Raw genomic sequence first — 24,212 nt, 5'->3', positions numbered from 1 at the left:
AGACGTCGGACGTCGTCCCCACCGGTGTCCCTGATGCGGTCCTGGCCGTCGCGGGCGGCTCGGTGGCCCTGGACCTGGTGTCCGGGGTCCGTTGGGCACGTTGCCGGGCAGGCTCCGTCTCTGTTGCTGACGCGTTGACGCACTGACGATCCGCCGGCGTCCCTCTCTGTCATCTCCTGCCACGCCCCGCGCGTGTGCCTTCTCCGTGCGCACCTCTCACTTGACCGGCTCCGCCCTGCCGGGTTCCTCGCGCGCCCTCCTGCCCTCCGCGGCACGGCCCCCGCGAACCACCTCATGACCTCAGGGAGTCCTCCCATGCCACCTCTGTCCGCGTCCGGAATCGACCGGCGGCTCTTCCTCTCCTCCGTGCTCGGCGCCGCCGCCACCGCCGGGCTCAGCGGTTGCGCGGGCAGCAGCGCCGCCACCACCGGGGCCGGCGGGTCGACGTCCGCCCCGCTGGCGGCCAAGGTCCCGTTGGGTACGAGCCTCAAGATCTCCTCGTACCAGGGCGTCCAGCAACTGCAGCTCAAGCTCGCGGGCCTGTCCGACCTGCCGTTCAAGGTCTCCTCCTGGGCGAACATCGGCGCCGGTCCCGACGTCATCAACGCCTTCCGCTCCGCGTCCCTTGACGTCGCCAACAACGCGGGCATCCCGCCCATCCAGGCGCACTACCAGGGCTTCGACGCGAAGATCGTCGCGATCAACGTCACCCGCAAGCCCAACTACCTCTTCGCCACCAAGCCCGGCAGCGACATCCGGACCGTCCAGGACTTCAAGGGCAGGAAGCTGGCCTTCTCACAGGGCCAGGCCCAGGGTGTCGTGCTGCTGCGGGCCCTCAAGCAGGCCGGGCTGAAGTACGACGACGTGCAGTTGGTGCCGTTGACCAGCAACCAGTTCCTCACCGCGCTCCAGGCGGGCCAGGTGGACATCGCCCCGCTCGCCAACCAGCAGTCACCGGCCTACCTCAAGCAGTACGGGGCCAGGGGCGCCCGCACCATCCCCACCGACGTCGTGGACCTGCTCAACCTGCTGTGGGCACCCGTCTCCGTGCTGGCCGACAGGGCCAAGGCGGCCGCGGTCGCCGCGTACATCCCGCGCTGGGCCAAGGGCCAGGTGTGGGCGTACGAGCATCCCGACGACTGGAACGAGGAGTTCTACGTCAAGACGCAGAACCTGACGCTCGCCCAGGCCGAGTCGATCACCGAACTCGCCAACAAGCCGCTCTTCCCACCCAGTTGGGACGAGGCCGTGAAGTGGGAGCAGGAGACCGCGGACCTGCTGGCCGACGGCGGCTTCGTGAAGGGGTTCAAGGTCGACTCGCTCTTCGACCGGCGCTTCGAGGGCCTCGCGGCGAAGGCCGTCACGGCGGAGTACCGGAGGTGAGCGCCGTGACCACGAGCACCACGACCACGACCGCGCCCGTCGTCACCGACGCCCGGGCCGTGCCGAAGGCGCGCCGCCCCCGCGGCCTGTCACCCGGCAGGCCCCTGCCCGCCGCCCGGCTCATCGGCCCCGTCCTCCTCCTCGCCCTGTGGGCGGGGGCCTCGGCCGCCGGCCGACTGGATCCGGGCGCGATCCCCGCACCCTGGACGGTGCTGGAATCCGGCGTCCAGCTGTGGACCGACGGCACACTGCCGGGCGACGTCCTGACCTCGCTGCAGCGGGCCGGTGCCGGGTTCGCGATCGGTCTGACCGCCGGGGTGGTGCTCGCGCTGGCCTCCGGGCTCACCCGGACCGGGGAGGCGCTGATCGACGGGACGGTGAACCTCAACAGGGCGATCCCCACCCTCGGCCTGATCCCGCTGTTCATCCTCTGGCTGGGCATCGGCGAGACCTTCAAGATCGCGATCATCGCCATCGTCGTCTACATCCCGATCTATCTGAACCTGCACTCCGCGCTGTCCGGCATCGACCACCGGTACGTCGAACTCGCCGAGGTCCAGGGGCTGTCCAGGTGGGCCTTCGTCCGGCAGGTCGTCATACCCGGCGCCCTGCCCGGCTTCTTCGTCGGCCTGCGGCTCGGGGTGACCGGCTCCTGGCTCGGCCTGGTCGTGCTGGAGCAGATCAACGCCACCAGCGGGCTCGGTTACATGATGTTCCAGGCCCAGAACTACGGCCAGACGGACGTCATCCTCGTCGGCCTGGTCGTCTACGGCATCTTCGGACTCGCCTCCGACAGCACGGTCCGCCTCATCGAACGGAGGGTGCTGTCATGGCGACGCACGCTGAGCAGCTGACCCGTCCCACAGTCCAACTCCGGGGTCTCACCAGGTCGTTCGGCGACCGGACGGTCCTCGACGGCATCGATCTGGACCTCCCGCCCGGCCAGTTCACGGCTCTGCTCGGACACAGCGGATCCGGCAAGAGCACCCTGCTGCGGGCCATCGCCGGGCTCGACCACGAGGTGACCGGAAGTGGCCGGCTCGCTGCTCCCGAGCGGGTGTCCGTGGTGTTTCAGGACTCCCGCCTGCTGCCCTGGCGCCGGGTCCTGGACAACGTGCTGCTGGGTCTCGGCGGCGAGGACGCCGACCGCAGGGGCCGTGAGGCTCTCGACGAGGTGGGGCTGAAGGGACGCGAGCGGGCCTGGCCCAACGAGCTGTCCGGCGGTGAGGCCCAGCGCGCCGCACTGGCCCGCTCCCTCGTCCGCGAGCCCGAACTCCTGCTGGCCGACGAGCCGTTCGGCGCACTGGACGCGCTCACCCGCATCAAGATGCACGCCCTGTTGCGCAAGCTGTGGAAGCGCCACCGGCCGGCCGTCCTGCTCGTCACCCACGACGTGGACGAGGCGATCGTGCTCGCCGACCGCGTGCTCGTGCTCGACCGGGGCCGCGTCGGCCTCGACCTGACCATCGACCGCCCGCACCCGCGCTCGTACCGCGACCCGCTGCTGGGCGAATACCGGGAGCGGCTGCTGTCCGCGCTCGGCGTGACGGAGGACCACCAGTGACATCGAGACAGCTCCACCTGAACGCGTTCCTGATGAACACCGGCCACCACGAGGCGTCGTGGCGGCTTCCGGAGAGCGACCCGTACGCCCACGTGGAGCTCGGCCACTACGTCCACCTGGCCCGGATCGCCGAACGCGGCACCTTCGACTCGCTCTTCCTCGCCGACGGACCGCAGCTGTGGGGCAACATCGCCCAACGGCCGGCCGGCACCCTGGAACCCCTCACCCTGCTCACCGCGCTGGCGACGGCAACCGAGCACATCGGCCTCGTCGCCACCGCCTCCACCTCCTACAACTCGCCCTACAACCTGGCCCGCAGGTTCGCCTCCCTGGACATCGTCAGCGGCGGCCGGGCCGGCTGGAACATCGTCACCACGGCGGGCGCCGAGGCCGCCCGCAACTTCGGGCTCGACGCGGAGCCCGCGCACGCCGAGCGGTACGCCCGTGCCGCCGAGTTCCTCGACGTGGCGCTCAAGCTGTGGGACAGCTGGGAGGACGACGCGATCGTCGCCGACAAGGCGGCCGGCGTCTGGGGCGACGACACGAAGATCCATCCGCCCCGGCACAGCGGGAAGTACTTCAGCGTCGAGGGCGCCCTCAACGTCCCGCGCAGTCCGCAGGGTTACCCGCTGCTGGTCCAGGCCGGCTCCTCGGAGGACGGCAAGGCGTTCGCGGCCCGGTACGCGGAGGCGGTGTTCACCGCCCAGCAGACCCTGAAGGACGCCCAGGACTTCTACACCGACCTCAAGTCCCGTACGGCGGCGGCCGGCCGGGACCCCGGCCACATCAAGGTGCTGCCCGGCATCGTCCCGGTGATCGGCTCGACGGAGGCGGAGGCGCGGGCACTCGAACAGGTCCTGGAGGACCACATCGTGTACACGCACGGTGTGGGCCGCCTGGAGAGCCTGCTGCAACTGCCGCCGGGGACACTGGAGTTGGATGCCCGGCTTCCCGCCGACCTGCCCCCGGAGAGCTCCATCGAGGGCGCTAGGAGCCGCTACACACTGGTGGTGGAGCTGGCCCGGCGCGAACGCCTCACCGTGCGGCAGCTGATCGGCCGGCTCGGCGGCGGACGCGGGCACCTGACCTTCGCCGGGACGCCCGAGCAGGTCGCCGACGCCATCGAGGAGTGGTTCACGCTCGGCGCCGCCGACGGATTCAACATCATGCCCGCGGTCCTGCCGTCCGGCCTCGACGCCTTCGTCGACCACGTCGTCCCGATCCTGCGCACCCGCGGCCTGCTCCGCGAGGAGTACGGCCCGCGCCGGACCCTGCGCGAGCGATACGGGCTCCCGCGCCCCGCCAACCAGCACGTCCCCCCGGCACTCGCCCGAGTCTGAGCCCGACCCGAAAGGAACCCCCATGTCCGACCTCGAGATCCACAAGGTCACCGCACGGATCGGCGCCCGGATATCCGGCGTCGACATCGCCGAGCCGCTCGACGAGGAGACGGTCACCGCCCTGCGGGCCGCCCTCAACGAGCACAAGGCACTGGTCTTCGACGACGTCGGCCTGGACGACGAGGGCCAGCAGGCCTTCGCCGGGCACTTCGGCGACCTCACCACCGCCCACCCGACCGTGCCCGCCGTGGACGGCGCCCCGAACGTGCTGCCCGTCGACAGCGAGCGCGGCCGGGCCGCCAACAACTGGCACACCGACGTCACGTTCGTCCTCAACCCCCCGCAGGCCAGCACCCTGCGCAGCATCACGGTCCCGCCGTACGGCGGCGAGACACTGATCGCCAGCTCCGCCGCCGCCTACCGCAATCTGCCCGAGCCCCTCCGCCGGCTCGCGGACACCCTGTGGGCCGAGCACACCAACGACTACGACTACGCGGTGCCCGAGGAGGAGATCGACGAGGCACAGGCCGCCCAGCGCGCCCAGTTCACCTCCATCAAGTACCGCACCGCCCACCCCGTGGTCCGGGTCCATCCGCTGACCGGTGAGCGCGGGCTGTTCATCGGCGGCTTCGCCCAGCGGATCGTCGGCCTGTCCGTGAACGAGTCCCGCAAGGTCCTCGATCTGCTCCAGGCCCATGTCACCCGGCCCGAGAACGTCCTGCGCCACCGCTGGTCGCCGAACCAGCTCGTGCTGTTCGACAACCGGATCACCCAGCACTACGCCATCGACAACTACGACGGTCTGCCGCGTCGCCTGAACCGGGTGACGGTCGCCGGTGACGTGCCGGTCGGCATCGAAGGGAAGGAGAGCTACTCGATCTCGGGCGACGCCTCGCACTACACCTCGGTGGCGTAGCCGGGCTCTCACTTTGGGTACCGGGTGTGTCCGCATGCTGGACGGCCTCTTCGTGCGAACGGAGGGGCCGCCCAGACTGTGGGCGTTTTTGCCCAGTCGCACGTAAGGGACCCCCCGCACTCATGTCCCGTACCACCCAGGACGTCACGCCCGGTTCGTCCGGCTCCGGCGACCCGCATCCGTCCTCGCTCCCCCACGGCCTCAAGCAGCGTCATCTGTCGATGATCGCCCTCGGCGGGGTGATCGGCGCGGGCCTGTTCGTCGGCTCCGGCGCGGGGATCGCGGCCGCCGGTCCGTCGATCGTCGTCGCGTACGCCGTCTCCGGCCTTCTCGTCATGCTGGTGATGCGGATGCTCGGCGAGATGTCGGCCGCGTACCCGTCCTCCGGTTCCTTCTCCGCGCACGCCGAGCGGGCCATCGGGCCGTGGGCGGGGTTCACCGCGGGCTGGTCGTTCTGGGTGCTGCTGTGCACGGCGGTCGGGCTGGAGGGCATCGGCGCCGCGAAGATCATGACCGGCTGGCTGCCCGGTACGCCGGAGTGGGCGTGGGTGGCGCTGTTCATGGTCGCCTTCTGCGGCGCGAACCTCGCCGCGGTGAAGAACTTCGGCGAGTTCGAGTTCTGGTTCGCCGCGCTGAAGGTGGGCGCGATCACCCTGTTCCTGGTGCTCGGCGTGCTGGCGATCGCCGGGGTGCTGCCCGGTTCGGACTCCCCCGGCCTCGCCCATCTCACCGGTGAGGGCGGCTTCCTGCCGAACGGCGGCGAGGGACTCGTCATCGGCCTGCTGGCCTCGGTCTTCGCCTACGGCGGTCTGGAGACGGTGACGATCGCGGCGGCCGAGTCCGAGGACCCGGTCCGGGGCGTCGCGAGCGCCGTGCGCACGGCGATGTGGCGCATCGCGCTCTTCTACATCGGCTCGATGGCCGTCATCGTGACGCTCGTCCCGTGGGACTCGAAGGCCGTCGTCGAGCAGGGCCCCTACGTCGCCACCCTCGACCGTCTGGACATCCCGGGAGCCGGTCCGCTCATGAACGTCGTGGTGCTGGTCGCGCTGCTGAGCGCGATGAACGCCAACGTGTACGGCGCCTCGCGCATCGCCTACTCCCTGGTGGAGCGGGGCCAGGGCCCGCGGGCTCTCGGCCGGGTCTTCGGCGGGGTGCCGCGCGTCGCCGTACTGGCCTCCTCCGTCTTCGGCTTCGGCTGCGTCCTGCTCAGCTACTGGCGTCCCGACGACGTCTTCCCCTGGCTGCTCAACATGATCGGGGCGGTGATCCTGGTCGTCTGGATCTTCGTCGCGGTCGCGCAACTGCGCTTGCGGCGCGGGCTGGAGCGGGAGGCCCCGGAGAAGCTGGTCGTACGGATGTGGGCCTTCCCGGTGCTGACCTGGGTGGCGCTGGCCGGGATGGTGGCGATCTTCGTCCTGATGGCCCGGGAGCCGGACACGCGGGTACAGCTGTACTCGACGGGCGCAATGACCCTGGCGCTGGCGGCCGCCGGTTACGCCTGGCAGCGAGTCCGCGAGAGGCGCACCCCGTAGGAGCGCGGGGCCGTGCCGGTCCACGACTCCGCCGCGCGAGCCTGAACAACCACTGCGAACCCGCATGTTCCGGACCGCGCACCGACCGACCCCCGGTCGCGTGCGCGGTCCCTTTGGTGTGCCCGAGCGGTGTGCCCGAGTGGTGCGCCCGAGTGGTGTGCCCGAGTGGTGTGCCCGAGCGGGCGACGCCACCCTCTTGCTGCTAGCGTGCACTTGCAAGTACTTTGCAATAAGAGGTCGGAGAGGACCTGGCATGGCCGTCTACACACTTCCTGAACTGCCGTACGACTACTCCGCACTTGCACCCGTGATCAGCCCCGAGATCATCGAGCTGCACCACGACAAGCACCACGCGGCGTACGTGAAGGGGGCGAACGACACCTTGGAACAGCTGGCGGAGGCCCGTGACAAGGAGTCGTGGGGCTCGGTCAACGGCCTGGAGAAGAGCCTCGCCTTCCACCTCTCCGGCCACATCCTGCACAGCGTCTACTGGCACAACATGACGGGAGAGGGCGGCGGCGAGCCGCTCGCGGCGGACGGGACCGGCGAGCTCGCCGACGCGATCACGGAGTCCTTCGGGTCCTTCGCCGCGTTCAAGGCCCAGCTGACCAAGGCCTCGGCGACCACCCAGGGTTCCGGCTGGGGCGTCCTCGCGTACGAGCCGCTGAGCGACCGGCTGATCGTCGAACAGATCTACGACCATCAGGGCAACGTCGGCCAGGGGTCCACCCCGATCCTGGTCTTCGACGCCTGGGAGCACGCCTTCTACCTCCAGTACCGCAACCAGAAGGTCGACTTCATCGACGCCATGTGGCAGGTCGTCAACTGGCAGGACGTGGCACGTCGTTACGCGGCGGCGAAGTCCCGTCCGGACGTGCTGCTGCTCGCCCCCTGAGGGCACCCGGAGCGTCCTGCCTCGTGATCGTCTTCTCACCTTTCACGCGGGCAGGCGGATGAAGGGAGGACCCCCGCGAGGACGTGACTCGCGGGGGCTCTTCTCGTCTTCGGCGAGGGCGCGGCGGTACCGGGACTGTCGGTGGGAGGGGTTCCGGTGCATGGTGGCGCCATGCCGAAGAAGAGCTGCTTCACCTGCCAGAGCCGTGAAGAGGAGCACCGCTTCCTGGAGCCCCGGGAAAGGGACTGGCTCAAGGAAGAGACGGGCATGAAGAACGTCGACGAGTTCCTGGTGTGCGAGGCACTCGTCGCCGGCGGGCAGAAGCAGTGCCGCAACCTGCGGAAGTACTACCACGAGCGGCCCTTCAGGGACCCTCTGCGCCTGCCGGACCCAGCCTGAGACCGACGTGGTCGGCCCCCTCGGTCACAGATTGCTGAAGTCCGGGCCCGCCGTCCGCGTCCGCTTGATCTCGTAGAAGCCCGGGATCGACGCGACCAGCAGCGTGCCGTCCCACAGCTTGGCGGCGTCCTCGCCCTTGGGGGCCGGGGTGACGACCGGACCGAAGAAGGCGAGCTGCTCGCCGTCCGCGCCGGGGACCGCGATGACGGGGGTGCCGACCTCCTGGCCGACCTTGTCTATGCCCTCCTTGTGGGAGGCGCGCAGCTGGGGCTCGTACGGGGTGCTGTCCCAGTGGTCCATGAGGGACTCGGGCAGGCCGACGTCCTTCAGTGCTGCCGCGACGACCTCCTTCTCGGGGCCCGCGCCCTCGTTGTGGATACGCGTGCCGAGCGCGGTGTAGAGGTCACCGAGCACCTCGGCGCCGTGCTCCTCCTGGGCGGCTATGACGACCCGGACCGGGCCCCACGCCTTGGTGGTGAGCAGCTCGCGGTAGTTCTCGGGCAGGTCGTCGAGCTTGTCCTCGTTCAGCACGGCGAGGCTCATCAGGTGCCAGTCGACCTTGATGTCCCGGACCTTCTCCACCTCCAGGATCCACCGTGAGGTCATCCACGCCCAGGGGCACAGCGGGTCGAACCAGAAGTCGACGGGCGTCTTGCCGGAGGTCTGCTCGGACATGGTTCTCCTCGATGGGGGCTGCCTGGTATGGACGAGTCCTGGATGCACTCTCCTGCCCCAACGCGATCGGTCACCCGTGCCATTCCCGGTGTCCCGTGTCAGGGGCGCGTGGCAGGATCGGTCCTGTTCACGCGTACCCATGACGCTTCGAGGAGTGCCGCCCGTGCCCGGTGAGAATCTGTCCCGCGACGAGGCCCGCGAGCGGGCCGCACTGTTGTCCGTCGAGGAGTACGAGGTGTCCTTGGACCTGCGCTCCGCGGTCGGCGGGACGGACTCCGAGCCGCGCACCTTCCGGTCGGTGACGACCATCCGCTTCCGCAGCGCCGAGCCGGGCGCCACGAGCTTCGCCGACCTGATCGCGCCGAGCGTCACGGCCGTCTCGCTGAACGGCAGGGACCTCGACCCGGGCGCGGTCTTCGACGGCTCCCGCATCCTCCTGGAGGACCTGGCCGAGGACAACGAACTGGTGGTCGACGCCCGGTGCGCCTACAGCCGCACCGGCGAGGGCATGCACCGCTTCGTCGACCCCGAGGACGGCGAGGTCTACCTCTACACGCAGTACGAGCCGGCCGACTCGCGCCGCGTCTTCGCGGGCTTCGAGCAGCCCGACCTCAAGGCTCCCTTCCGCTTCGAGGTACGGGCCCCCGAGGGCTGGGTCGTGTGGAGCAACGGCGTCGGTGAACTCACCGACGGGGTCTGGAAGTTCGCCGGGACCAAGCCCATCTCGACGTACATCACGGCCTTCGTCGCCGGTCCGTACCACTACGTGACCGACTCGTACGAGCGTGTCCTCGACGACGGCACCCGTCTGGAGATCCCGCTCGGCGCCCTGTGCCGCAAGGGGCTGGCCAGGCACTTCGACGCCGACGACGTCTTCCTGGTCACCAAGCAGGGTCTCGACTTCTTCCACGACCACTTCGACTCCCCGTACCCGTTCGGGAAGTACGACCAGGCGTTCGTGCCGGAGTACAACCTCGGCGCGATGGAGAACCCGGGCTGTGTGACCTTCCGCGAGGAGTTCATCTTCCGCGGCAACGTGACCCGGGCGGCGTACGAGCGCCGGGCCAACGTGATCCTGCACGAGATGGCCCACATGTGGTTCGGCGACCTGGTGACCATGGTGTGGTGGGACGACCTGTGGCTCAAGGAGTCCTTCGCGGACTTCATGGGCACGTTCTCGATGGTCGAGGCGACCCGCTTCACCAACGGCTGGGTCACCTTCGCCAACAACCGCAAGGCATGGGCGTACCGCGCCGACCAGCTGCCCTCCACGCACCCCATCACCGCCGACATCCGCGACCTGGAGGACGCCAAGCTCAACTTCGACGGGATCACGTACGCCAAGGGGGCCTCGGTCCTGAAGCAGCTGGTGGCGTACGTGGGCCGGGACGCCTTCCTGGAGGGCGCCCGCCGCTACTTCAAGCGGCACGCGTACGGGAACACGCGCCTCGGTGACCTGCTGTCGGTCCTGGAGGAGACGAGTGGGCGCGACCTGACGGCGTGGTCGCGGTCCTGGCTGCAGACCGCCGGCGTCAACTCCCTCACGCCCCAGGTGATCCTCGGCCCGGAGGGCCGCGTCACCGAGCTGGCGGTCCTCCAGGAGGCCGCCGAGTCGCATCCCGAGCTGCGGCCCCACCGGGTGGCGGTGGGCCTGTACCGACGGTCCCCCGACGGCGCCGTGGAGCGGTACGCGCGCGCCGAGGTCGACGTCGACGGTCCGCGCACGGTCGTCGAGGAGCTGGTCGGCGCCGACGCCCCCGAGCTGGTCCTCGTCAACGACGACGACCTCACGTACTGCAAGATCCGCTTCGACGCGGGCTCGCTGGACACCCTGCGGGCCGGCCTCGGCGACATCACGGACCCGCTCGCCCGCGCCCTGTGCTGGTCGGCCCTGTGGAACCTGACCCGCGACGCGCTCATGCCCGCCCGGGACTTCGTCGACCTGGTGCTGCGCTTCGCGGGCCGCGAGTCGGACATCGGCGTGCTGCAGATGCTGCACGCGTGGGCGAACTCCGCGCTCGCCCACTACGCGGCGCCCGGCTGGCGGGAGACCGGCGGACGGCTGCTCGCCGAGGGCGCGCTGCGTGAGCTGCGGATCGCCGGGCCCGGCAGCCAGCACCAGCTGACCTGGGCGCGGTTCCTGGCGGCGGTCGCGTCGAACGAGGCCGATTTCCAGCTGCTCCAGGGTCTGCTGGACGGGACGGCGAAGATCGACGGCCTGGAGGTCGACCAGGAGCTGCGCTGGACCTTCCTCGAACCGCTCGCCGCGTACGGGGTCGTGGACGAGCGTGTGCTCGCCGCCGAGCTGGCCCGGGACGACACGGCGTCCGGCAAGCGGCACCAGGTGCGGTGCCTGGCGGCCCGGCCCTCCGCCGCGGTCAAGGCCCAGGCGTGGGCGTCCGTGGTCGAGTCGGACTCGCTGTCCAACGCGCTGGTCGAGGCGACGATCGCCGGTTTCGCCCAGCCGTCGCACCGGGAGCTGACCGCTCCGTACGCGGCGAGGTACTTCGAGGTGATCGAGCGGGTCTGGGACGAGCGGTCCATCCAGATCGGCATGGACGTGGTGCGGGGGCTGTTCCCGTCCCTCCAGGACACTCCGCAGACCCTGGAGGCGGCGGACGCGTGGCTTGCCTCGCACGAGGCGGGGGCGCCCGCGCTTCGGCGGTTGGTCCTGGAGGCACGGGACGATCTGGCGCGGGCCCTGCGGGGGCAGGCGTGTGACAGCGGCTGACCGCCGGGCCCTCCGGGCGGGGGTGCTGGGGTGCGGTTGGTTGTCGGGTGCGGGTTCGCTGTGGCTGGTCGCGCAGTTCCCCGCCCCCTCGAAAGACTGCGCCGTTCCCTGCGCCCCTCGAAAGACCGCGCCGTTCCCCGCCGCGCCCCCGAACGGACCGCGCCCCTCGAAGGGTGCTCCGGCCGGGTTCCACTAACGGGTAACGGGGCCCCGGCGGTTGACCTCGGGGGCGTCCATAACAGTTACGGAATTTGGGTAATCGGTGCCGTGACCCCCTTACGGACCAGGGGGTTTCGGCAGTCGAACGCTTGCACTTTAGGGCGAGCCTGTCCTGTTTTGTCGACGGACGTGTAACAGCGGTTAGGAGGGAGACCGGGCGCGGGACATTCGGGGTCATGAACCACAACACCCCGCTCTCCCCCCGGCCTCTCCGCCACCTGTCCGACGTCCAGCAGCGTGTCCTGACCGCCGCGCAGTTGCGGGCCCGCGGCGTGAGCGCCGCCGACACCAACGCGCAGTGCCGACCCGGCGGTTCATGGCAGCAGCTCCTGCCCGGCGTCTTCCTGCTCCGCCCCGGCCCCGCCACCAGCGAGGAGCGGCTGCACGCGGTCCTCCTGTACGCGGCCCGCTCGCCCCTCACGGAACCGGCCGTCCCCGCCCAGCCGGGAGCCGACGTGCCGTACCCGCCGCATCGGTACGCCGAAGCGATGATCACCGGTCTCGCGGCGCTCGCCCTGCACCGCTTCTCGTCCGCTCCGCCACTGCTGTCCCTGGACCGCATCGACGTCCTCGTCCCGCGACTGCGCCGGCTGCGTTCGACGGGCTGCGTCCGGATCGTCCGTACGCCGGGCATGCCGGAGCCCGAGCAGATCACCGGTATCCCGGTGGCGCCCGTCCCGCGCGCGCTGGCCGACGCGGTCGCCGACCTCACGGACGCGGGAGCCGTCCGTCGCCTGCTCACCGAGGCGGTGCGCAGCGGCCACTGCGAACCGGCTGCCGTCGTACGGGAGTTGACGCAAGCCCGGCTGCTGAGCCGGCCTCATGTGGTGGACGCTGTCGACTCCCTCCTCGCGGAGGGCCGAGCCATCGCCGAGGACCGCCTCTACCGCATGATCGCGGAGCACGGGCTGCCCGACCCCGTCTGGAACGTGGACCTCCGACTGCCGGGCGGCCCGCACCTCGGCGGCCTCGACGCGTACTGGCCCGACCACGCCGTCGCCCTCGAACTCGACACACGGGCCCCGCGCCAGGAGGACGACGCGATGTGGTCCGAGTACGCCCGCAAGCGCGAGCACCTGGAGCGGCTCGGCATCACGGTCGTCCACGTCACACCGAAGAAGCTGCGGGAATCGATGGAACAGCAGGCGACGGTCGTCCGTACGGCCCTGATGGCCTCGGCGGACCGCGACCCGGCCGCGTACGTGATGGTGCTGCCCCGCTAGGCCATGTCGGCCTGGTGACGGACCGGGCGCGGCCTGCAGGAGGGGAGTGAAGGGGCGGGGCCCACGGACGGGTCCCGCCCCTTCACGCGTGCCCGGGACCTCCCGGCTCAGCCGGGTGTCACTCGGAGCAGAACTCCGCCTCGATCACCGCGTCGCTGTCGCCCGACCAGTCGCCGTTGAAGTTGAAGGCGAGCGAGTGGCGGCCGTCCGCGGTGGTGACGGCCTCCGAGTTGGAGCCGTGGATGCCGCCCCCGTGGCCCCACACGACGACGCCGCAGCTCAGCCTGCGTTCGATGAGCCCGAGGCCGTAGCCGGCGTTCGGGATCTCGCCGACCTCGACGGTGGTCTTCATCTCGGTGAGCTGCTTCTTCGGCAGGAGCCTGCCCTTCAGCAGTGCCGAGTAGAAGCGGTTGAGGTCGCCCGAGTCGGAGACCATCTCGCCCGCCGCGGAGGCGAGGGAGGGGTTGAGCTCCGTGACGTCGTAGGTGGGGCCGGTGGCCTCTTCGGCGAGTTTGCCGTACGCCCGGCTGCTGGGCCGGCCCAGCTTCGGGTCGCTGCCCGGGACGCGGGTGGCGTGCAGTCCGAGCGGCTCGATGATGCGCTTTCGGACCTCGTCGCCGTACGCATGGCCGGTGACCTTCTCGATCACCATTCCGGCCAGGACGTAGTTGGTGTTGGAGTAGTTCCAGGAGGTGCCCGGTGCGAAGTCCGGCTTGTGGGCCGTCGCGATCTTGACTAGCTGCTTGGGCGTCAGCCGGTCGAAGCGGTGCTCGAAGAAGCCGTCCTTCAGGAAGTAGGTCCGGCCGAAGTCCTCGTCCGCCGTGTAGTTGTAGACACCGCTCGTGTGGTTGAGAAGCTGACGCAGTGTGATCTTCCTCCCGTCGTGGCCGTTGCCGAGGACCACGCCCGGCAGCCACCTGTCCACCTTGTCGTCGAGCGAGAGCCGCCCCTCGGCCTCCAGTTGCAGCAGGACCGTCGAGACGAACGTCTTGGTGATGCTGCCGACGCGGTAGCGGTCGTGGGCGGAGCGCGGCTGCTTCGTCCGGAGGTCGCCGACACCCGACGTGCCCTTCCAGGTGCCGTTCCTGTCCTTGGCCTGCCCGGCCACGCCGGGGACACCGTCCTGCACGGCGGCGTCCATCGCCTTCCGGGTCGCGCCGTGGTCTCTCCCCGGTGCCGGGGAGGAGGCCAGGGCCGCCGGAGCGGTGAGTGAGGCCGCCGCGAGTACGGCCACGCCCGTCAGTCCGAGGCGCAGGGTGCGGGATGCTGTCATGGGTCGTCGTGTCCTTCCGTCGTGTCCGTCATGAGGAACCGACGGGAGGGACCCGGTGGCGGGCCGTGGGGGTTGCCCCGGCCCGGACCGGTTGAGCGGGTTCCGGCCCTTCTCGGGAAGGTCAGGCGCGCCCGCCCTGCGGCTGACCGCGGTCCCTGAGCAGGCTCGCCCCCGCCCCGAGGGAGACGACGCCCATGCCGGCGGCGGTCATCACGCCCTGCGTTCCGTCCACGACGAAGGGGGCGGCCGCGGCGACGACGAGGTTGAACAGGAACAGGAACCAGAGAACCGGCTTCGAGGAGAGCAGCGCCTTCATGGGGGTTTCCTTCCGGTGGGGGAGCTGGGCGCTCCCGCGATCGACCGAGCCCAACGATCCCGGGATCCGCCCGCCGCCACGAGGGAGTCCTCTCCCGAAACGGAGGTGTAGCGGGCTACACCACGACCGGCATCCCGCCGCCGCTCACAGGAAGCTCATCCGCTGGTCACAGGCAGGCGGGCGGGCGTCCGCGCGGGTGCCCGTTCGCCTACTCTGATCGCCATGCGGAAGACGGTGCGGGACGCCGCGCGGGCCACGGGACAGCTGGCCCCGGCCGCCGTGCTGTCCTTCGGCTCGTACCTCTTCGTCACCGTCCTGCTGATCGCGGCCACCGGCACCGTCGTCGTGGTGGGTGCCGCGCTGCTGCCGGAGGCGGTGCTGCTGATACGGCGGATCGCCGGGGCCAAGCGGCGCATGGTGACCCAATGGACGGGCCGGGAGATCCCCGAGGCGTACCTGCCCGTCACGGGCACGGTGCGCGAGCGGTTCCGTACGGCCGTCCGCGATCCGGGCACGCTCACCGACCTGCGCTGGATGCTCGCCTACTACGGCTACGGATGTCTGCCGTATCTGGCGGTCCCGCTGTGGCCGCTGGGGCTGCTCGTCGACGGTGTGTGGTGCGCTCTGACGGGCCGCGAGGCGGTCGTGCTCCCGCTGATCGGCCGCCTCGCCGATCTGGACGCGAAGTGGTCCACCGCTCTGCTGAAGCCGTCGCCGAGGGCGCGGCTGGCCGAGCGCGTCGAGGAGCTGGCCCGGACCCGGGCGGGCGCGGTCGCCGCGCACGGCGCGGAGCTGCGGCGCATCGAGCGGGACCTGCACGACGGCACACAGGCCCGGCTGGTCTCGCTGTCGATGCGGATCGGGCTCGCGCTGCGGGCGTACGACCGTGACCCGGAGGCGGCGCGCAGGCTGCTGGGCGACGCGCAGGACCAGGCGCAGGAGGCACTGGCGGAGCTGCGGCACGTCGTGCGCGGCATCCATCCGCCGATCCTCACCGATCGCGGTCTGGCCGGCGCGGTCCGGGCGCTCGCCGCGAGCGGCGGCCTCGCCGTGACGGTGACCGTGGACGGTCTCGAGGACGGTGACCGCGAGGGGGGACGGGGCCCGGGCCCCTGCCGCGGTGGAGGCGGCCGCGTACTTCGTGGTGGCGGAGTCCCTGACGAACGCCGCGAAGCACAGCGGCGCGGAGCGGGCCGAGGTCCGTCTCGCCCGCGTGCGGAAAGGGCTGCGGCTGACCGTGCGCGACGAGGGGCGGGGCGGTGCCGACGAGGCCGGCGGTTCCGGGCTGCTCGGTATGCGGCGTCGCGTCGCCGCCCTCGACGGGACCCTGCGGATGACCAGCCCCGCCGGGGGCCCGACCGTGATCGAAGTGGAGCTGCCGTGCGTGTGGTGATCGCCGAGGACAACGCCCTGCTGCGGCAGGGACTCGTCCTGCTGCTCACCTCCTCCGGGCACGAGGTGGTGGCCGTCGCGGGCAGCGGGCCGGAGGTGCTGCCCGCGCTGCTCAAACACCGGCCGGATGTCGCCGTGCTGGACGTCCGGATGCCGCCCGGTTTCCGTGACGAGGGCCTGCGAGCGGCGCTCGCGGCACGCGAGGAGATCCCCGGGCTGCCGGTGCTCGTGCTCTCGCAGTACGTCGAGGAGTCGTACGCCGCCGAGTTGCTCGGCGGCGGGGCGAGCGGGGTGGGTTATCTGCTCAAGGACCGGGTGGGGCGGGTCGACGAGTTCCTGGACGCGCTGGAGCGGGTCGCCTCCGGCGGTACGGCGCTGGATCCCGAGGTGGTGGCGGAGCTGCTGGTCCGTCGGCGGGACTCGCCGCTCGACTCGCTCACTCCCCGCGAGCGGGAGGTGCTGAAGCTGATGGCCGAGGGGCGCGACAACACGACGATCGCCAAGGATCTCGTCGTGACCGAGCGGTCGGTCAGCAAGCACATCGGGAACGTGTTCCTGAAGCTCGGGCTGCCGCCCAGCGACAGTGGGCATCGGAGGGTGCTTGCGGTGCTTGCCTACTTGAACAACTCGTGAGGTGAGGCTTCGCCGGGGGGTGTGTTCGTAGGCTGCGGGCCGTCCCTGGCTGGGGTGCGCAGTTCCCCGGCCCCTTCAGGGGCGCCTCCCTGACGGGGCGCCCTCCTGTCAGAGGCGTGAAACCTCAGCCCTTCTTCAGGACCAGTTCCGTGTTGCGGTCGCCCGGTTCGCCGCTCAGGTCCGTGCGGGCGCCCGGGGCGTTGAAGGACAGTTCCCGGTAGAGGGCGGCCAGGCCCGTCTGCGAGAGGTCCGTGAAGTCCGTGCCGTGCGGGGCGCCGGACTCGATGAGCGTGGTGAACAGGGAGACCGTGCCGTCGTGGTTGTCGGCGATCTCGATCACCCGGGCGAGCTGCGGGAAGTCGACGTGCGAGGCGGTGGAGACCTCCCAGAAGGAGCGGCCGTCCGGGGCGGAGTGCGGGGTGATGTTGTTCTTGTGGCTGTGGCCGTTCACCCAGGCCAGCACGGAGCGGTGGGCGCCGAGCACCGAGAGCACCTCGTCGCCGCCGTGCCGCCGCTCCCCCGGGTGGGCCGGGTCCTCGCGGAGGTTGCGCATGGACTTGCTGGTGTGGTGGCTGAAGACGATGACGTGTTCCTTGTTCCTGTCGGCCGCCTTCAGCGTGCGCTCCAGCCACCGCAGCTGGGCGGTGCCGAGGGAGCCCTCGTAGTGGCCGCCCGGGTCCGTGCTGTCGAGGCTGACACCGAGGACGTCGTCGGCGATGCGGAACGTGTAGTACTGGGTCTTCGCGGCGAGGTTGGCCTGCGAGTAGCCGTGTCCGACGGGGCCCACGCCCGCGTGCGCCGGGTCGAGGTGGGCCCGGAGGTACTCGGCGGGGGTGAAGGGGGCACGGCCCTCGTCCGGGGTGACCGAACGCATCTTCCGCGCCTGGGACTTGAGCATCGCCTTGAAGTCGGCGCCCTTGGGGTCGCCGCCCTTCTTGACGTTCTTCCAGATGGCGGTGCCGACCGACTCGTCGAGCGTCATCAGCTTCCTGCCGCCGACCGCGAAGTCGGCGAAGAAGGAGTCGCCGGGCGCGTAGCAACCGCCGGGCAGGGAGTCGTGGTTGCCGACCGTGGAGTACCAGGGCAGGTTGAGGCCGGGGCTGCGCACCTCGCGGATCGCGGCGGCGAGGAAGCCCTGGATGCGGGGGAAGCCGAGCTGCTTGTCGGCGTCGCGCAGGGCCGCGTCGGGCTGCCAGTACAGCTTGAGGTCGCTGTCCTGGACGCCCTCGTAGCGGTTCGGGTCACCGGAGTTGGGGATGATCCGCCCGCCGCTCATCACCTTCAGGAACCAGTCCAGTTCCGTCTTGGCGTTGTTGTCGGTGTTGTCGCCGGTGGTCATCACGAAGTGCAGTGGGGACCCGGTGACGGGCGCTCCGCGCAGTGCGTTGACCCGCTCGACGAGCGAGACCGCGCCGGGCACCGACAAGGACTCCTGGGGGCGCCAGGCACTGGCGGTCTGGGCGCGCAGGTACTCGTACCGCAGCGGGTGCTGGACGTCGACCAGGTGCAGGTCGGTGAACTGCACGAACGCGGCGAGCGCGGTGCGCCGCCCGGCCCGGCCGGCCTTGGGGGCGGCGAGGTCGCCGCGGACGACGCGCGGCCAGGCGGGCCCGTCGCCGAGGCGCCGGAATCCGGAGCCCGGGCGCGGGGCCGCGACGGTCGACAGGGTGGTGCCCCGGGTGTACGGGGCCAGGGGCGCGGCCGGCGCCCTGCGGGAGACGGCGACGGGCCGGCCGTGGGTGGTGGTGGCGGCGGTGTCGGTGGCAGCCTCGCTGGTTCCCGGACGCAGCGCGAAGCCGATGCCCGCGGAGAGGGACACCGCCCCGGTGGCGGCCAGGAAGGCGCGGCGGTCACGAGCAGTGGCAGTGGCGACAGAGCGTATGCGCGACATGGCGCGGTCTCCCCGAGTGCGAACGCGTCGGCAGTGGTCGCGGGTGGTTCGCTCACACGAACTTCCCGCTCATACTGGATCGTTGGCACTGGGGATGACCTGTGCGTTAACTCGGCAGCAACGGGCAGCGCAGATCACCGTACGTCGATCTTGGACTACCCTCCGCGTCCACCGAGCCCTCCCTGAACCGCTGGGAGGCGGTCACTCCATGTTCACCTGAGTGGGTACGGAAGCTATTCGTCGGCGTTCCCGGGCCGTCCGGAGGGGCGCTCGGCGGGGTGTCCGGAAGGGGGTCCGGAAGCCCGGGCGGAGGCCTCCGGGTGCCCGGGGTCTCCCGTCGTACGCCCGGCCGCCGGCCGCTCCCTCCAGAGCGCGAGCCCGACGTCGACCAGTTCCACCCGCTCCAGGGCGGGCACCTCGTCGAGCGGGTGCCAGGCCGCCATGTCGGTGGAGCCGTCCGTCTCGTGCCGGAGTTCGCCGCCGGTGACACGGGCCTCGTAGACGATCCGCAGCCCCTGGAAGTCGGCGACCGCGCCGAGGCGGCGCGGATAGGTGCGCCGGATCGAGTCGACGCCGAGCAGCGCGACGGGCTCGACGGTGTACCCGGTCTCCTCCTCGGCCTCCCGGATCACGGTGTCGTACGGGTCCTCGCCGTGGTCCATGCCGCCGCCGGGCAGCGTCCAGCGCTTGGCGCCGTCCCCCGCCACCCAGCGTGCCAGGAGCATCCGCCCGTCCCGCACACACACGGCGTAGGCCGCCACCCTCAACTCCTTGTGCATGCGCAGACGTTACGGCAGAGATACCCGCACGTCCCGGTTTGGCCGGAGATCGGACGCATGACGTATGGCGGAATTACGCCATGGACACTTCACGTTACGGTCACCCCTCCCCAAACATCCGCCTCCTGGGTAAAGCTGAGCGGTCATCCGGGTCCACATACCGGACTGACGCGATCGATCCGATCGTGAACGGACTTTTTCCTTTACCTACAAGGATGCTGATGACCCCCAACCCTCAGCGAGCTCCGATCACCGGCGCGAGACGCGCGGCGCGCATAGCCGTGGCCGCCGGTCTCGTGGCCGCCCTCTCCGCGGCAGGGCCGATACCCATGGCCTTCTCCGCGGACGATCCGGGCACACCCGCCGACACAGCGGTCAAGTCCGCCGGTGCCAAGCTCGGTTCGGCCGACGCCGACCTCCTCGCGGAGGCCAAGGCCGACGGCGACAAGAACGTCACGATGATGATCGCCACCGCGCCCGGGCAGACCGAACAGGTCGCAGGGCAGCTGGACGCGGTGAAGGGCGGCTCCGTGGGCCGCACCCACGACAAGCTCGGCTACGTCCGCGCCACCGTCCCGACCGCCAGGGCGGAGGCGGCCATCAAGGCGGCCTCCAAGCTCTCCTCCGTGCACGGCATCGACCTGCGCCAGGAGATCGTGCTGGACGACCCGACGCCGTCCGCAGACCGGGCCAAGGGCGCGAAGAAGGCCCCGACGGCCGCCGCGTACCCGGCGCCCGGCAAGAACACCCCCGCCGAGAACCCGTACAACCCGTCCTTCGAGACGGGTGCCGTCGACTTCGTGAAGGACAACCCGAAGGCGGACGGCCGCGGCATCACCATCGGCATCCTCGACTCCGGTGTCGACGTGGCGCATCCCGCGCTGCAGAAGACGACCACCGGCGAGCGCAAGATCGTCGACTGGGTGACGGCGACCGACCCGCTGGCCGACGCCGACGCGACCTGGCGCGCCATGGTCAACGCCCGCTCGGGCCCGGCCTTCACCTTCGACGGCGAGAGCTGGAAGGCCCCGGCCGGCGACTACGCGGTCAGCCGCTTCCGCGAGTCGGCGTCCACCGGCGGCGACGCGAACGGCGACCTGAACCGCGACGGCGACACGACCGACAGCTGGGGCGTGCTCTACGACGCCGCGGCCGGCACGGTCCGCGTCGACCTGAACGACAACAACGACTTCACCGACGACACGTCGATGAAGCCGTACAAGGACGGCTACCAGATCGGCTACTTCGGTACCGACAACCCGGCGACGGACATCGTCGAGCGGGTGCCGTTCGTCGTGGAGATCCGCAAGGACGTCCCGATGGACCCGCTGGGCGGCGACTGGGTCGGCAAGAAGTCCGACTTCGTCAACATCGGCATCATCGAGTCCGAGCACGGCACGCACGTCGCGGGCATCACCGCCGCCAACAAGCTGTTCGGCGGGAAGATGAACGGGGCGGCGCCCGGCGCGAAGCTCGTCTCCTCCCGCGCCTGCACCTGGAGCGGCGGCTGCACGAACGTCGCGCTCACCGAGGGCATGATCGACCTCGTCGCGAACCGCGGCGTCGACATCGTGAACATGTCGATCGGCGGCCTGCCGGCGCTCAACGACGGCAACAACGCGCGCGCCGAGCTCTACACGCGCCTCATCGACACCTACGGCGTGCAGCTGGTCATCTCGGCCGGCAACTCCGGCCCCGGCGCCAACACCATCGGCGACCCCGGCCTGGCCGACAAGGTCATCTCGGTCGGCGCGTCCATCTCGAAGGAGACCTGGGCGTCCAACTACGGCTCGCAGGTGTCGAAGAAGTACGCGATGCTGCCCTTCTCCTCGCGCGGCCCGCGTGAGGACGGCGGCTTCACACCGACGCTGACCGCGCCCGGCGCCTCCATCAACACCACGCAGACCTGGTTCCCCGGCGGCCCGGTCGCCGAGGCGGGCTACTCCCTGCCGCCCGGCTACTCGATGCTCCAGGGCACCTCGATGGCCTCCCCGCAGGCCGCGGGCGCCGCCGCGCTGCTCCTGAGCGCGGCGAAGCAGAAGGACGTCGACCTGACGCCCGCGAAGCTGCGCACCGCGCTGACCTCGACCGCCGACCACATCAGCGGCACGCAGGCGTACGAGGAGGGCGTGGGCCTCATCAACATCCCGGACGCCTGGGACTCGATCCGTGACGGCGCCACCGCCCACGAGTACACGGTGAAGGCCCCGGTCGACACCGCGATCGACTTCGCGCTCAAGACCCCGGGCTTCGGCACCGGCATCTACGACCGGGAGGGCGGCCTGAAGGCCGGTCAGAAGAAGACGTACGACGTCACCCTGACCCGTACGTCCGGCGCCGACCGCGCGATCCGGCACGAGCTGCACCTGGAGAACAACCGGGACAAGACGTTCCGGATCGTCGGCAGTGACGAGATCTCCCTCCCGCTGAACAAGCCGGTGACGGTGAAGATCGCGGCCAAGCCGGAGAACTCCGGTCTGAGCAGCGCGATCCTGGAGCTCGACGACCCGCGGACCGAGGGCATCGACAAGCAGGTCCTCAACACGGTCGTGGTCGCCGCCCCGCTGAAGTACACCTACTCGGCGTCCGGCAAGGTCCAGCGCAACAGCCACAAGTCGTACTTCGTGACCGTCCCCGAGGGCGCCCAGACCCTCGAGGTCGCGATCGGCGGGCTGAAGGACAAGAGCCAGACCCGGTTCATCGCCATCCACCCGTACGGCGTTCCGGTCGACAGCACCGGCACCCCGTTCTGCTACAACAACTACCTCGACGGCAACGGCTGCAAGCCCGACGTGCGCGCCTACGCGAACCCGCAGCCGGGCGTCTGGGAGATCGAGGTCGAGTCGCGCCGTACGTCGCCGCTGCTCGACAACCCGTACAAGCTGAACGTCGAGGTGCTCGGGGCAGAGTTCGACCCGGCGGTCGTGACCGTCCCCGAGGCCAAGGTCGGCACCCCGGCCCCGGTTTCGTGGAAGGTGACGAACAAGCTCGTCGCGGTCGACGGTGCGCTCAAGGGCGGCCCGCTCGGCTCCTCGAAGAGCACGCGGCCGACCATCGCCCAGGGCGCCACGGACACCACCACGGTGGACGTGCCCGCGGGCGCCGGTTCGCTCGACGTCACCATCGGCAACGTCTCGGACGCCTCCGCCGACCTGGACCTGACGGTCTACGACGCGCGGGGCAACCAGGTCGGCCAGTCCGCGGACGGCGACTCCGAGGAGTCCGTCTCCATCCCGTCGCCCGCGGCCGGCACGTACACCGTGAAGGTCGCCGGCTACTCGGTTCCGGCGGGCACCACGGCGTACGACTACCTCGACGTGTACTTCGCGCCGTCGCTCGGCGAGGTCCAGGTCGACGCGACCCCCGTGAAGCTCGCGACGGGCGCCTCGGCCTCGGTCGCGGCGAAGGTCGTCGCGAGCTCGGCGCCGCCGGAGGGCCGGACGTTCTTCGGGCGCGTGCAGCTCGTGAACGCCCGGGGCACCGTGGCGGGCACCGGCAGTGTGCTGATCGAGAAGGTCACGCCGTAGTCCGCGTGGCTCTCTGAACGGCCCTGGGCGGGCGTCCGGTTCCACCGGGCGCCCGCCCTCGCCGTGTCCGTCAGCCCGCGCCGACCTTCGGGCCCTCGCACTCCAGGCCACGTGCGCCCGGCAGTGCCTTCAGGAGGTCCTTGCGGACGTCGCCGACCCCCCAGCCGGTCTCCCAGTCCTGCCGGTCCTGCGGGTGCACCGGCACCCGCACCAGGGTGTACGTGCCGACCTTCAGGTCCTCGCGGGCGCTCGCCGGCAGCGTGACCCGGATCGTCGGGTGGTCCGCCACCGACCGCTCGGGACGGTAGTAGCGCTTCACCTTCAGGACGACGTGCACGTTCCCCTCGCCCGCGGCCGTGATGCTCTGCACGGTCCCCTCGACGAGGACCTTCGAGCACGCGATGTCCATCTCCGGAGTGTGGCCCAGATCGCCGCCGGCCTCGCTCTGCGCGGCCGACGCGTCCTTCGCGCCCGCGTCACTGCGGGCCCCTCCCTGCACGCCGAGCCACACCAGGCCGCCGAGCATCGCCGTGCCCGCCGCCAGCACGAGCGGGACCACGGCCGCACCCGCGTAGTGCCGCAACCGGCGCGACCGCCGGGGCCGGGCCTCCTTCGGAGGCCGGAGCGGCGCGGCCGCCCGGGGCGGCACGCGCCCCGAACCCGGCGCCTTCCTCACGGTCGCCCCTGATGCCGTCCCGCCGGGAGCCGTCCCGGCCGGTGCCTCCGCGGCCAGGGTGTCCCCCATGATCCGCAGCTGTTCCCTCAGCAGGGCCACGTCCGCGACAGCCGACCGGTGCTCCGCCAGGAACTCCGCGTCGTCCCGGGCCCCCTCGGGAAGGGGTTCGTCCGTGATCGCGGCCAGCAGCGCGTCCATTCCTTCGTACTCGGCCACGTCACACCACCTCGTCCTCGTGCAGGCGGGCGCGCAGCGCGCGGACCGCCGTGTGCAGCCTGCTCTTGACCGTGCCCTCCGGGATGCCGAGTTCCTCGGCGATCCCGCGGACGGGCAGGTCGGCGTAGAAGCGCAGCACGAGGATCTGCCGCTGGGCGTCGGGCAGCTCGTCCAGCCCCCGGGCCACGGCGAGCGACAGCACCTTCGTGTCCTCGCCCGCGTCGGCCACGGCGTGCTCCGCGGGCCTCAGCGAGGCCAGGCGTTCGCCGATCCGCTCCTGCCGACGCCTGGCCCGGTGCCAGTCCATGGCCAGGTTCGAGGCGACGACCGCCGCCCACGCCGACACGTCACGGGGCGCCTCGGCCCCGCTCGCCGCCCGTTCCAGAAGCCGCAGACGTACCTGCTGTACCCCGTCCGGCAGGTCCGTCTGCGGCACCCCGCCGAGCGCGAGCACCGCACGCACCCGGCGCTCCTGGGCCGCGTCCAGGGGGTCGTCGGGAGTTCCCCCGTCGTGCTCCCCGACCCCCTGGACGCGGCGGGCATTTCTGCGCAGCACAGCCACCCCTCCCCTCACCGCGTTTCCCCTAGGACGCCGGTGGCGCGAGAAACGTTCGACCGACTTTCACGGA

General features: G+C 71.0%; 18 protein-coding genes and 2 pseudogenes. 13 read left to right on the top strand and 7 right to left on the bottom strand.

Annotated features, from left to right (window positions below):
* Positions 1–315 precede the first annotated feature (315 nt).
* The 8 genes from O1Q96_RS07760 to O1Q96_RS07725 all read left to right on the top strand — a co-directional run bounded on the left by O1Q96_RS07760 (position 316) and on the right by O1Q96_RS07725 (position 8,032).
* Positions 316–1,383: an ABC transporter substrate-binding protein gene (locus O1Q96_RS07760; protein ID WP_269247449.1), complete on the top strand. Its 1,068-nt coding sequence runs from the start codon at positions 316–318 to the stop codon at positions 1,381–1,383.
* A complete protein-coding gene (locus O1Q96_RS07755; RefSeq protein WP_419586498.1) occupies positions 1,380–2,237 on the top strand; it encodes an ABC transporter permease in 858 nt (285 codons plus the stop codon). The genes O1Q96_RS07760 and O1Q96_RS07755 overlap by 4 nt, the downstream gene beginning before the upstream one ends.
* Positions 2,213–2,947 (top strand): ABC transporter ATP-binding protein, encoded by a 735-nt coding sequence (locus O1Q96_RS07750; RefSeq protein WP_269247447.1) that lies wholly within the window; start codon positions 2,213–2,215, stop codon positions 2,945–2,947. Before O1Q96_RS07755 ends, O1Q96_RS07750 begins: the two co-directional genes overlap by 25 nt.
* A complete protein-coding gene (locus O1Q96_RS07745; RefSeq protein ID WP_269247446.1) occupies positions 2,944–4,287 on the top strand; it encodes an LLM class flavin-dependent oxidoreductase in 1,344 nt (447 codons plus the stop codon). The genes O1Q96_RS07750 and O1Q96_RS07745 overlap by 4 nt, the downstream gene beginning before the upstream one ends.
* Positions 4,288–4,309: 22 nt before the next feature.
* Complete coding sequence (locus tag O1Q96_RS07740; RefSeq protein ID WP_269247445.1) at positions 4,310–5,203, top strand: TauD/TfdA dioxygenase family protein; 894 nt, start codon at positions 4,310–4,312, stop codon at positions 5,201–5,203.
* Between the two features lie 122 nt (positions 5,204–5,325).
* Positions 5,326–6,738, top strand: coding sequence for an amino acid permease (locus tag O1Q96_RS07735; RefSeq protein WP_269247444.1), 1,413 nt, complete (start codon positions 5,326–5,328; stop codon positions 6,736–6,738).
* Between the two features lie 253 nt (positions 6,739–6,991).
* On the top strand, positions 6,992–7,633 hold the full coding sequence (locus O1Q96_RS07730; RefSeq protein WP_269247443.1) for a superoxide dismutase: 642 nt from the start codon (positions 6,992–6,994) through the stop codon (positions 7,631–7,633).
* Between the two features lie 171 nt (positions 7,634–7,804).
* Complete coding sequence (locus tag O1Q96_RS07725; protein ID WP_269247442.1) at positions 7,805–8,032, top strand: hypothetical protein; 228 nt, start codon at positions 7,805–7,807, stop codon at positions 8,030–8,032.
* A gap of 24 nt (positions 8,033–8,056) precedes the next feature.
* On the opposite strand, the gene O1Q96_RS07720 is transcribed toward O1Q96_RS07725, so the two are convergent.
* Positions 8,057–8,707: a mycothiol-dependent nitroreductase Rv2466c family protein gene (locus O1Q96_RS07720; RefSeq protein WP_269247441.1), complete on the bottom strand. Its 651-nt coding sequence runs from the start codon at positions 8,705–8,707 to the stop codon at positions 8,057–8,059.
* Between the two features lie 163 nt (positions 8,708–8,870).
* Between O1Q96_RS07720 and pepN the strand changes: the two genes are divergently transcribed.
* The gene (pepN, locus tag O1Q96_RS07715; protein WP_269247440.1) at positions 8,871–11,438 is read left to right on the top strand and encodes an aminopeptidase N; all 2,568 of its coding nucleotides are present in this window, start codon (positions 8,871–8,873) and stop codon (positions 11,436–11,438) included.
* 395 nt (positions 11,439–11,833) lie between these two features.
* Entirely contained in the window at positions 11,834–12,880 is a 1,047-nt protein-coding gene (locus tag O1Q96_RS07710; RefSeq protein ID WP_269247439.1) for a hypothetical protein, read from the top strand.
* Between the two features lie 118 nt (positions 12,881–12,998).
* Here O1Q96_RS07710 and O1Q96_RS07705 read toward each other — a convergent pair whose 3' ends face one another.
* Together O1Q96_RS07705 and O1Q96_RS07700 are read right to left on the bottom strand one after the other, a co-directional pair.
* Entirely contained in the window at positions 12,999–14,153 is a 1,155-nt protein-coding gene (locus O1Q96_RS07705; RefSeq protein ID WP_269247438.1) for a serine hydrolase domain-containing protein, read from the bottom strand.
* Positions 14,154–14,274: 121 nt separating this feature from the next.
* Positions 14,275–14,469, bottom strand: a complete 195-nt coding sequence (locus O1Q96_RS07700) for a hypothetical protein (protein WP_269247437.1) — start codon at positions 14,467–14,469, stop codon at positions 14,275–14,277.
* A gap of 222 nt (positions 14,470–14,691) precedes the next feature.
* Between O1Q96_RS07700 and O1Q96_RS07695 the strand changes: the two are divergent.
* Positions 14,692–15,862, top strand: a pseudogene (locus O1Q96_RS07695) (sensor histidine kinase).
* On the top strand, positions 15,850–16,494 hold the full coding sequence (locus tag O1Q96_RS07690) for a response regulator (RefSeq protein ID WP_269247436.1): 645 nt from the start codon (positions 15,850–15,852) through the stop codon (positions 16,492–16,494). The pseudogene O1Q96_RS07695 and the gene O1Q96_RS07690 overlap by 13 nt, the downstream one beginning before the upstream one ends.
* A 124-nt stretch (positions 16,495–16,618) precedes the next feature.
* Here the strand turns inward: O1Q96_RS07690 and O1Q96_RS07685 are convergent, their stop codons facing one another.
* Both O1Q96_RS07685 and O1Q96_RS07680 read right to left on the bottom strand, forming a co-directional pair.
* Positions 16,619–18,385, bottom strand: coding sequence for a TIGR03767 family metallophosphoesterase (locus O1Q96_RS07685; RefSeq protein WP_269247435.1), 1,767 nt, complete (start codon positions 18,383–18,385; stop codon positions 16,619–16,621).
* 341 nt (positions 18,386–18,726) lie between these two features.
* Positions 18,727–19,164 (bottom strand): annotated as a pseudogene (locus O1Q96_RS07680) (NUDIX hydrolase); the annotation flags it as partial.
* Between the two features lie 221 nt (positions 19,165–19,385).
* Between O1Q96_RS07680 and O1Q96_RS07675 the strand changes: the two are divergent.
* Complete coding sequence (locus O1Q96_RS07675) at positions 19,386–22,691, top strand: S8 family serine peptidase (RefSeq protein ID WP_269247434.1); 3,306 nt, start codon at positions 19,386–19,388, stop codon at positions 22,689–22,691.
* A 70-nt stretch (positions 22,692–22,761) separates the two neighbouring features.
* Here the strand turns inward: O1Q96_RS07675 and O1Q96_RS07670 are convergent, their stop codons facing one another.
* Positions 22,762–23,583, bottom strand: coding sequence for a hypothetical protein (locus O1Q96_RS07670; RefSeq protein ID WP_269247433.1), 822 nt, complete (start codon positions 23,581–23,583; stop codon positions 22,762–22,764).
* A gap of 1 nt (position 23,584) precedes the next feature.
* On the bottom strand, positions 23,585–24,145 hold the full coding sequence (locus O1Q96_RS07665; protein WP_269247432.1) for an RNA polymerase sigma factor: 561 nt from the start codon (positions 24,143–24,145) through the stop codon (positions 23,585–23,587).
* Between the last annotated feature and the right edge of the window lie 67 nt (positions 24,146–24,212).

Origin of the sequence: Streptomyces aurantiacus (genome assembly GCF_027107535.1) — a bacterium.
Classification (GTDB): domain Bacteria; phylum Actinomycetota; class Actinomycetes; order Streptomycetales; family Streptomycetaceae; genus Streptomyces.
Note: the sequence above shows the minus strand (reverse complement) of the source record. Positions and strands in the feature narration are given on the sequence as shown.

Coding starts and splice junctions, on each gene's coding strand:
- O1Q96_RS07740 (WP_269247445.1), top strand. CDS start 4,310: ATGTCCGACCTCGAGATCCACAAGGTCACCGCACGGATCGGCGCCCGG.
- O1Q96_RS07735 (WP_269247444.1), top strand. CDS start 5,326: ATGTCCCGTACCACCCAGGACGTCACGCCCGGTTCGTCCGGCTCCGGC.
- O1Q96_RS07705 (WP_269247438.1), bottom strand. CDS start 14,153: ATGACAGCATCCCGCACCCTGCGCCTCGGACTGACGGGCGTGGCCGTA.
- O1Q96_RS07685 (WP_269247435.1), bottom strand. CDS start 18,385: ATGTCGCGCATACGCTCTGTCGCCACTGCCACTGCTCGTGACCGCCGC.
- O1Q96_RS07720 (WP_269247441.1), bottom strand. CDS start 8,707: ATGTCCGAGCAGACCTCCGGCAAGACGCCCGTCGACTTCTGGTTCGAC.
- O1Q96_RS07675 (WP_269247434.1), top strand. CDS start 19,386: ATGACCCCCAACCCTCAGCGAGCTCCGATCACCGGCGCGAGACGCGCG.
- O1Q96_RS07760 (WP_269247449.1), top strand. CDS start 316: ATGCCACCTCTGTCCGCGTCCGGAATCGACCGGCGGCTCTTCCTCTCC.
- O1Q96_RS07725 (WP_269247442.1), top strand. CDS start 7,805: ATGCCGAAGAAGAGCTGCTTCACCTGCCAGAGCCGTGAAGAGGAGCAC.
- O1Q96_RS07750 (WP_269247447.1), top strand. CDS start 2,213: ATGGCGACGCACGCTGAGCAGCTGACCCGTCCCACAGTCCAACTCCGG.
- O1Q96_RS07700 (WP_269247437.1), bottom strand. CDS start 14,469: ATGAAGGCGCTGCTCTCCTCGAAGCCGGTTCTCTGGTTCCTGTTCCTG.
- O1Q96_RS07730 (WP_269247443.1), top strand. CDS start 6,992: ATGGCCGTCTACACACTTCCTGAACTGCCGTACGACTACTCCGCACTT.
- O1Q96_RS07710 (WP_269247439.1), top strand. CDS start 11,834: ATGAACCACAACACCCCGCTCTCCCCCCGGCCTCTCCGCCACCTGTCC.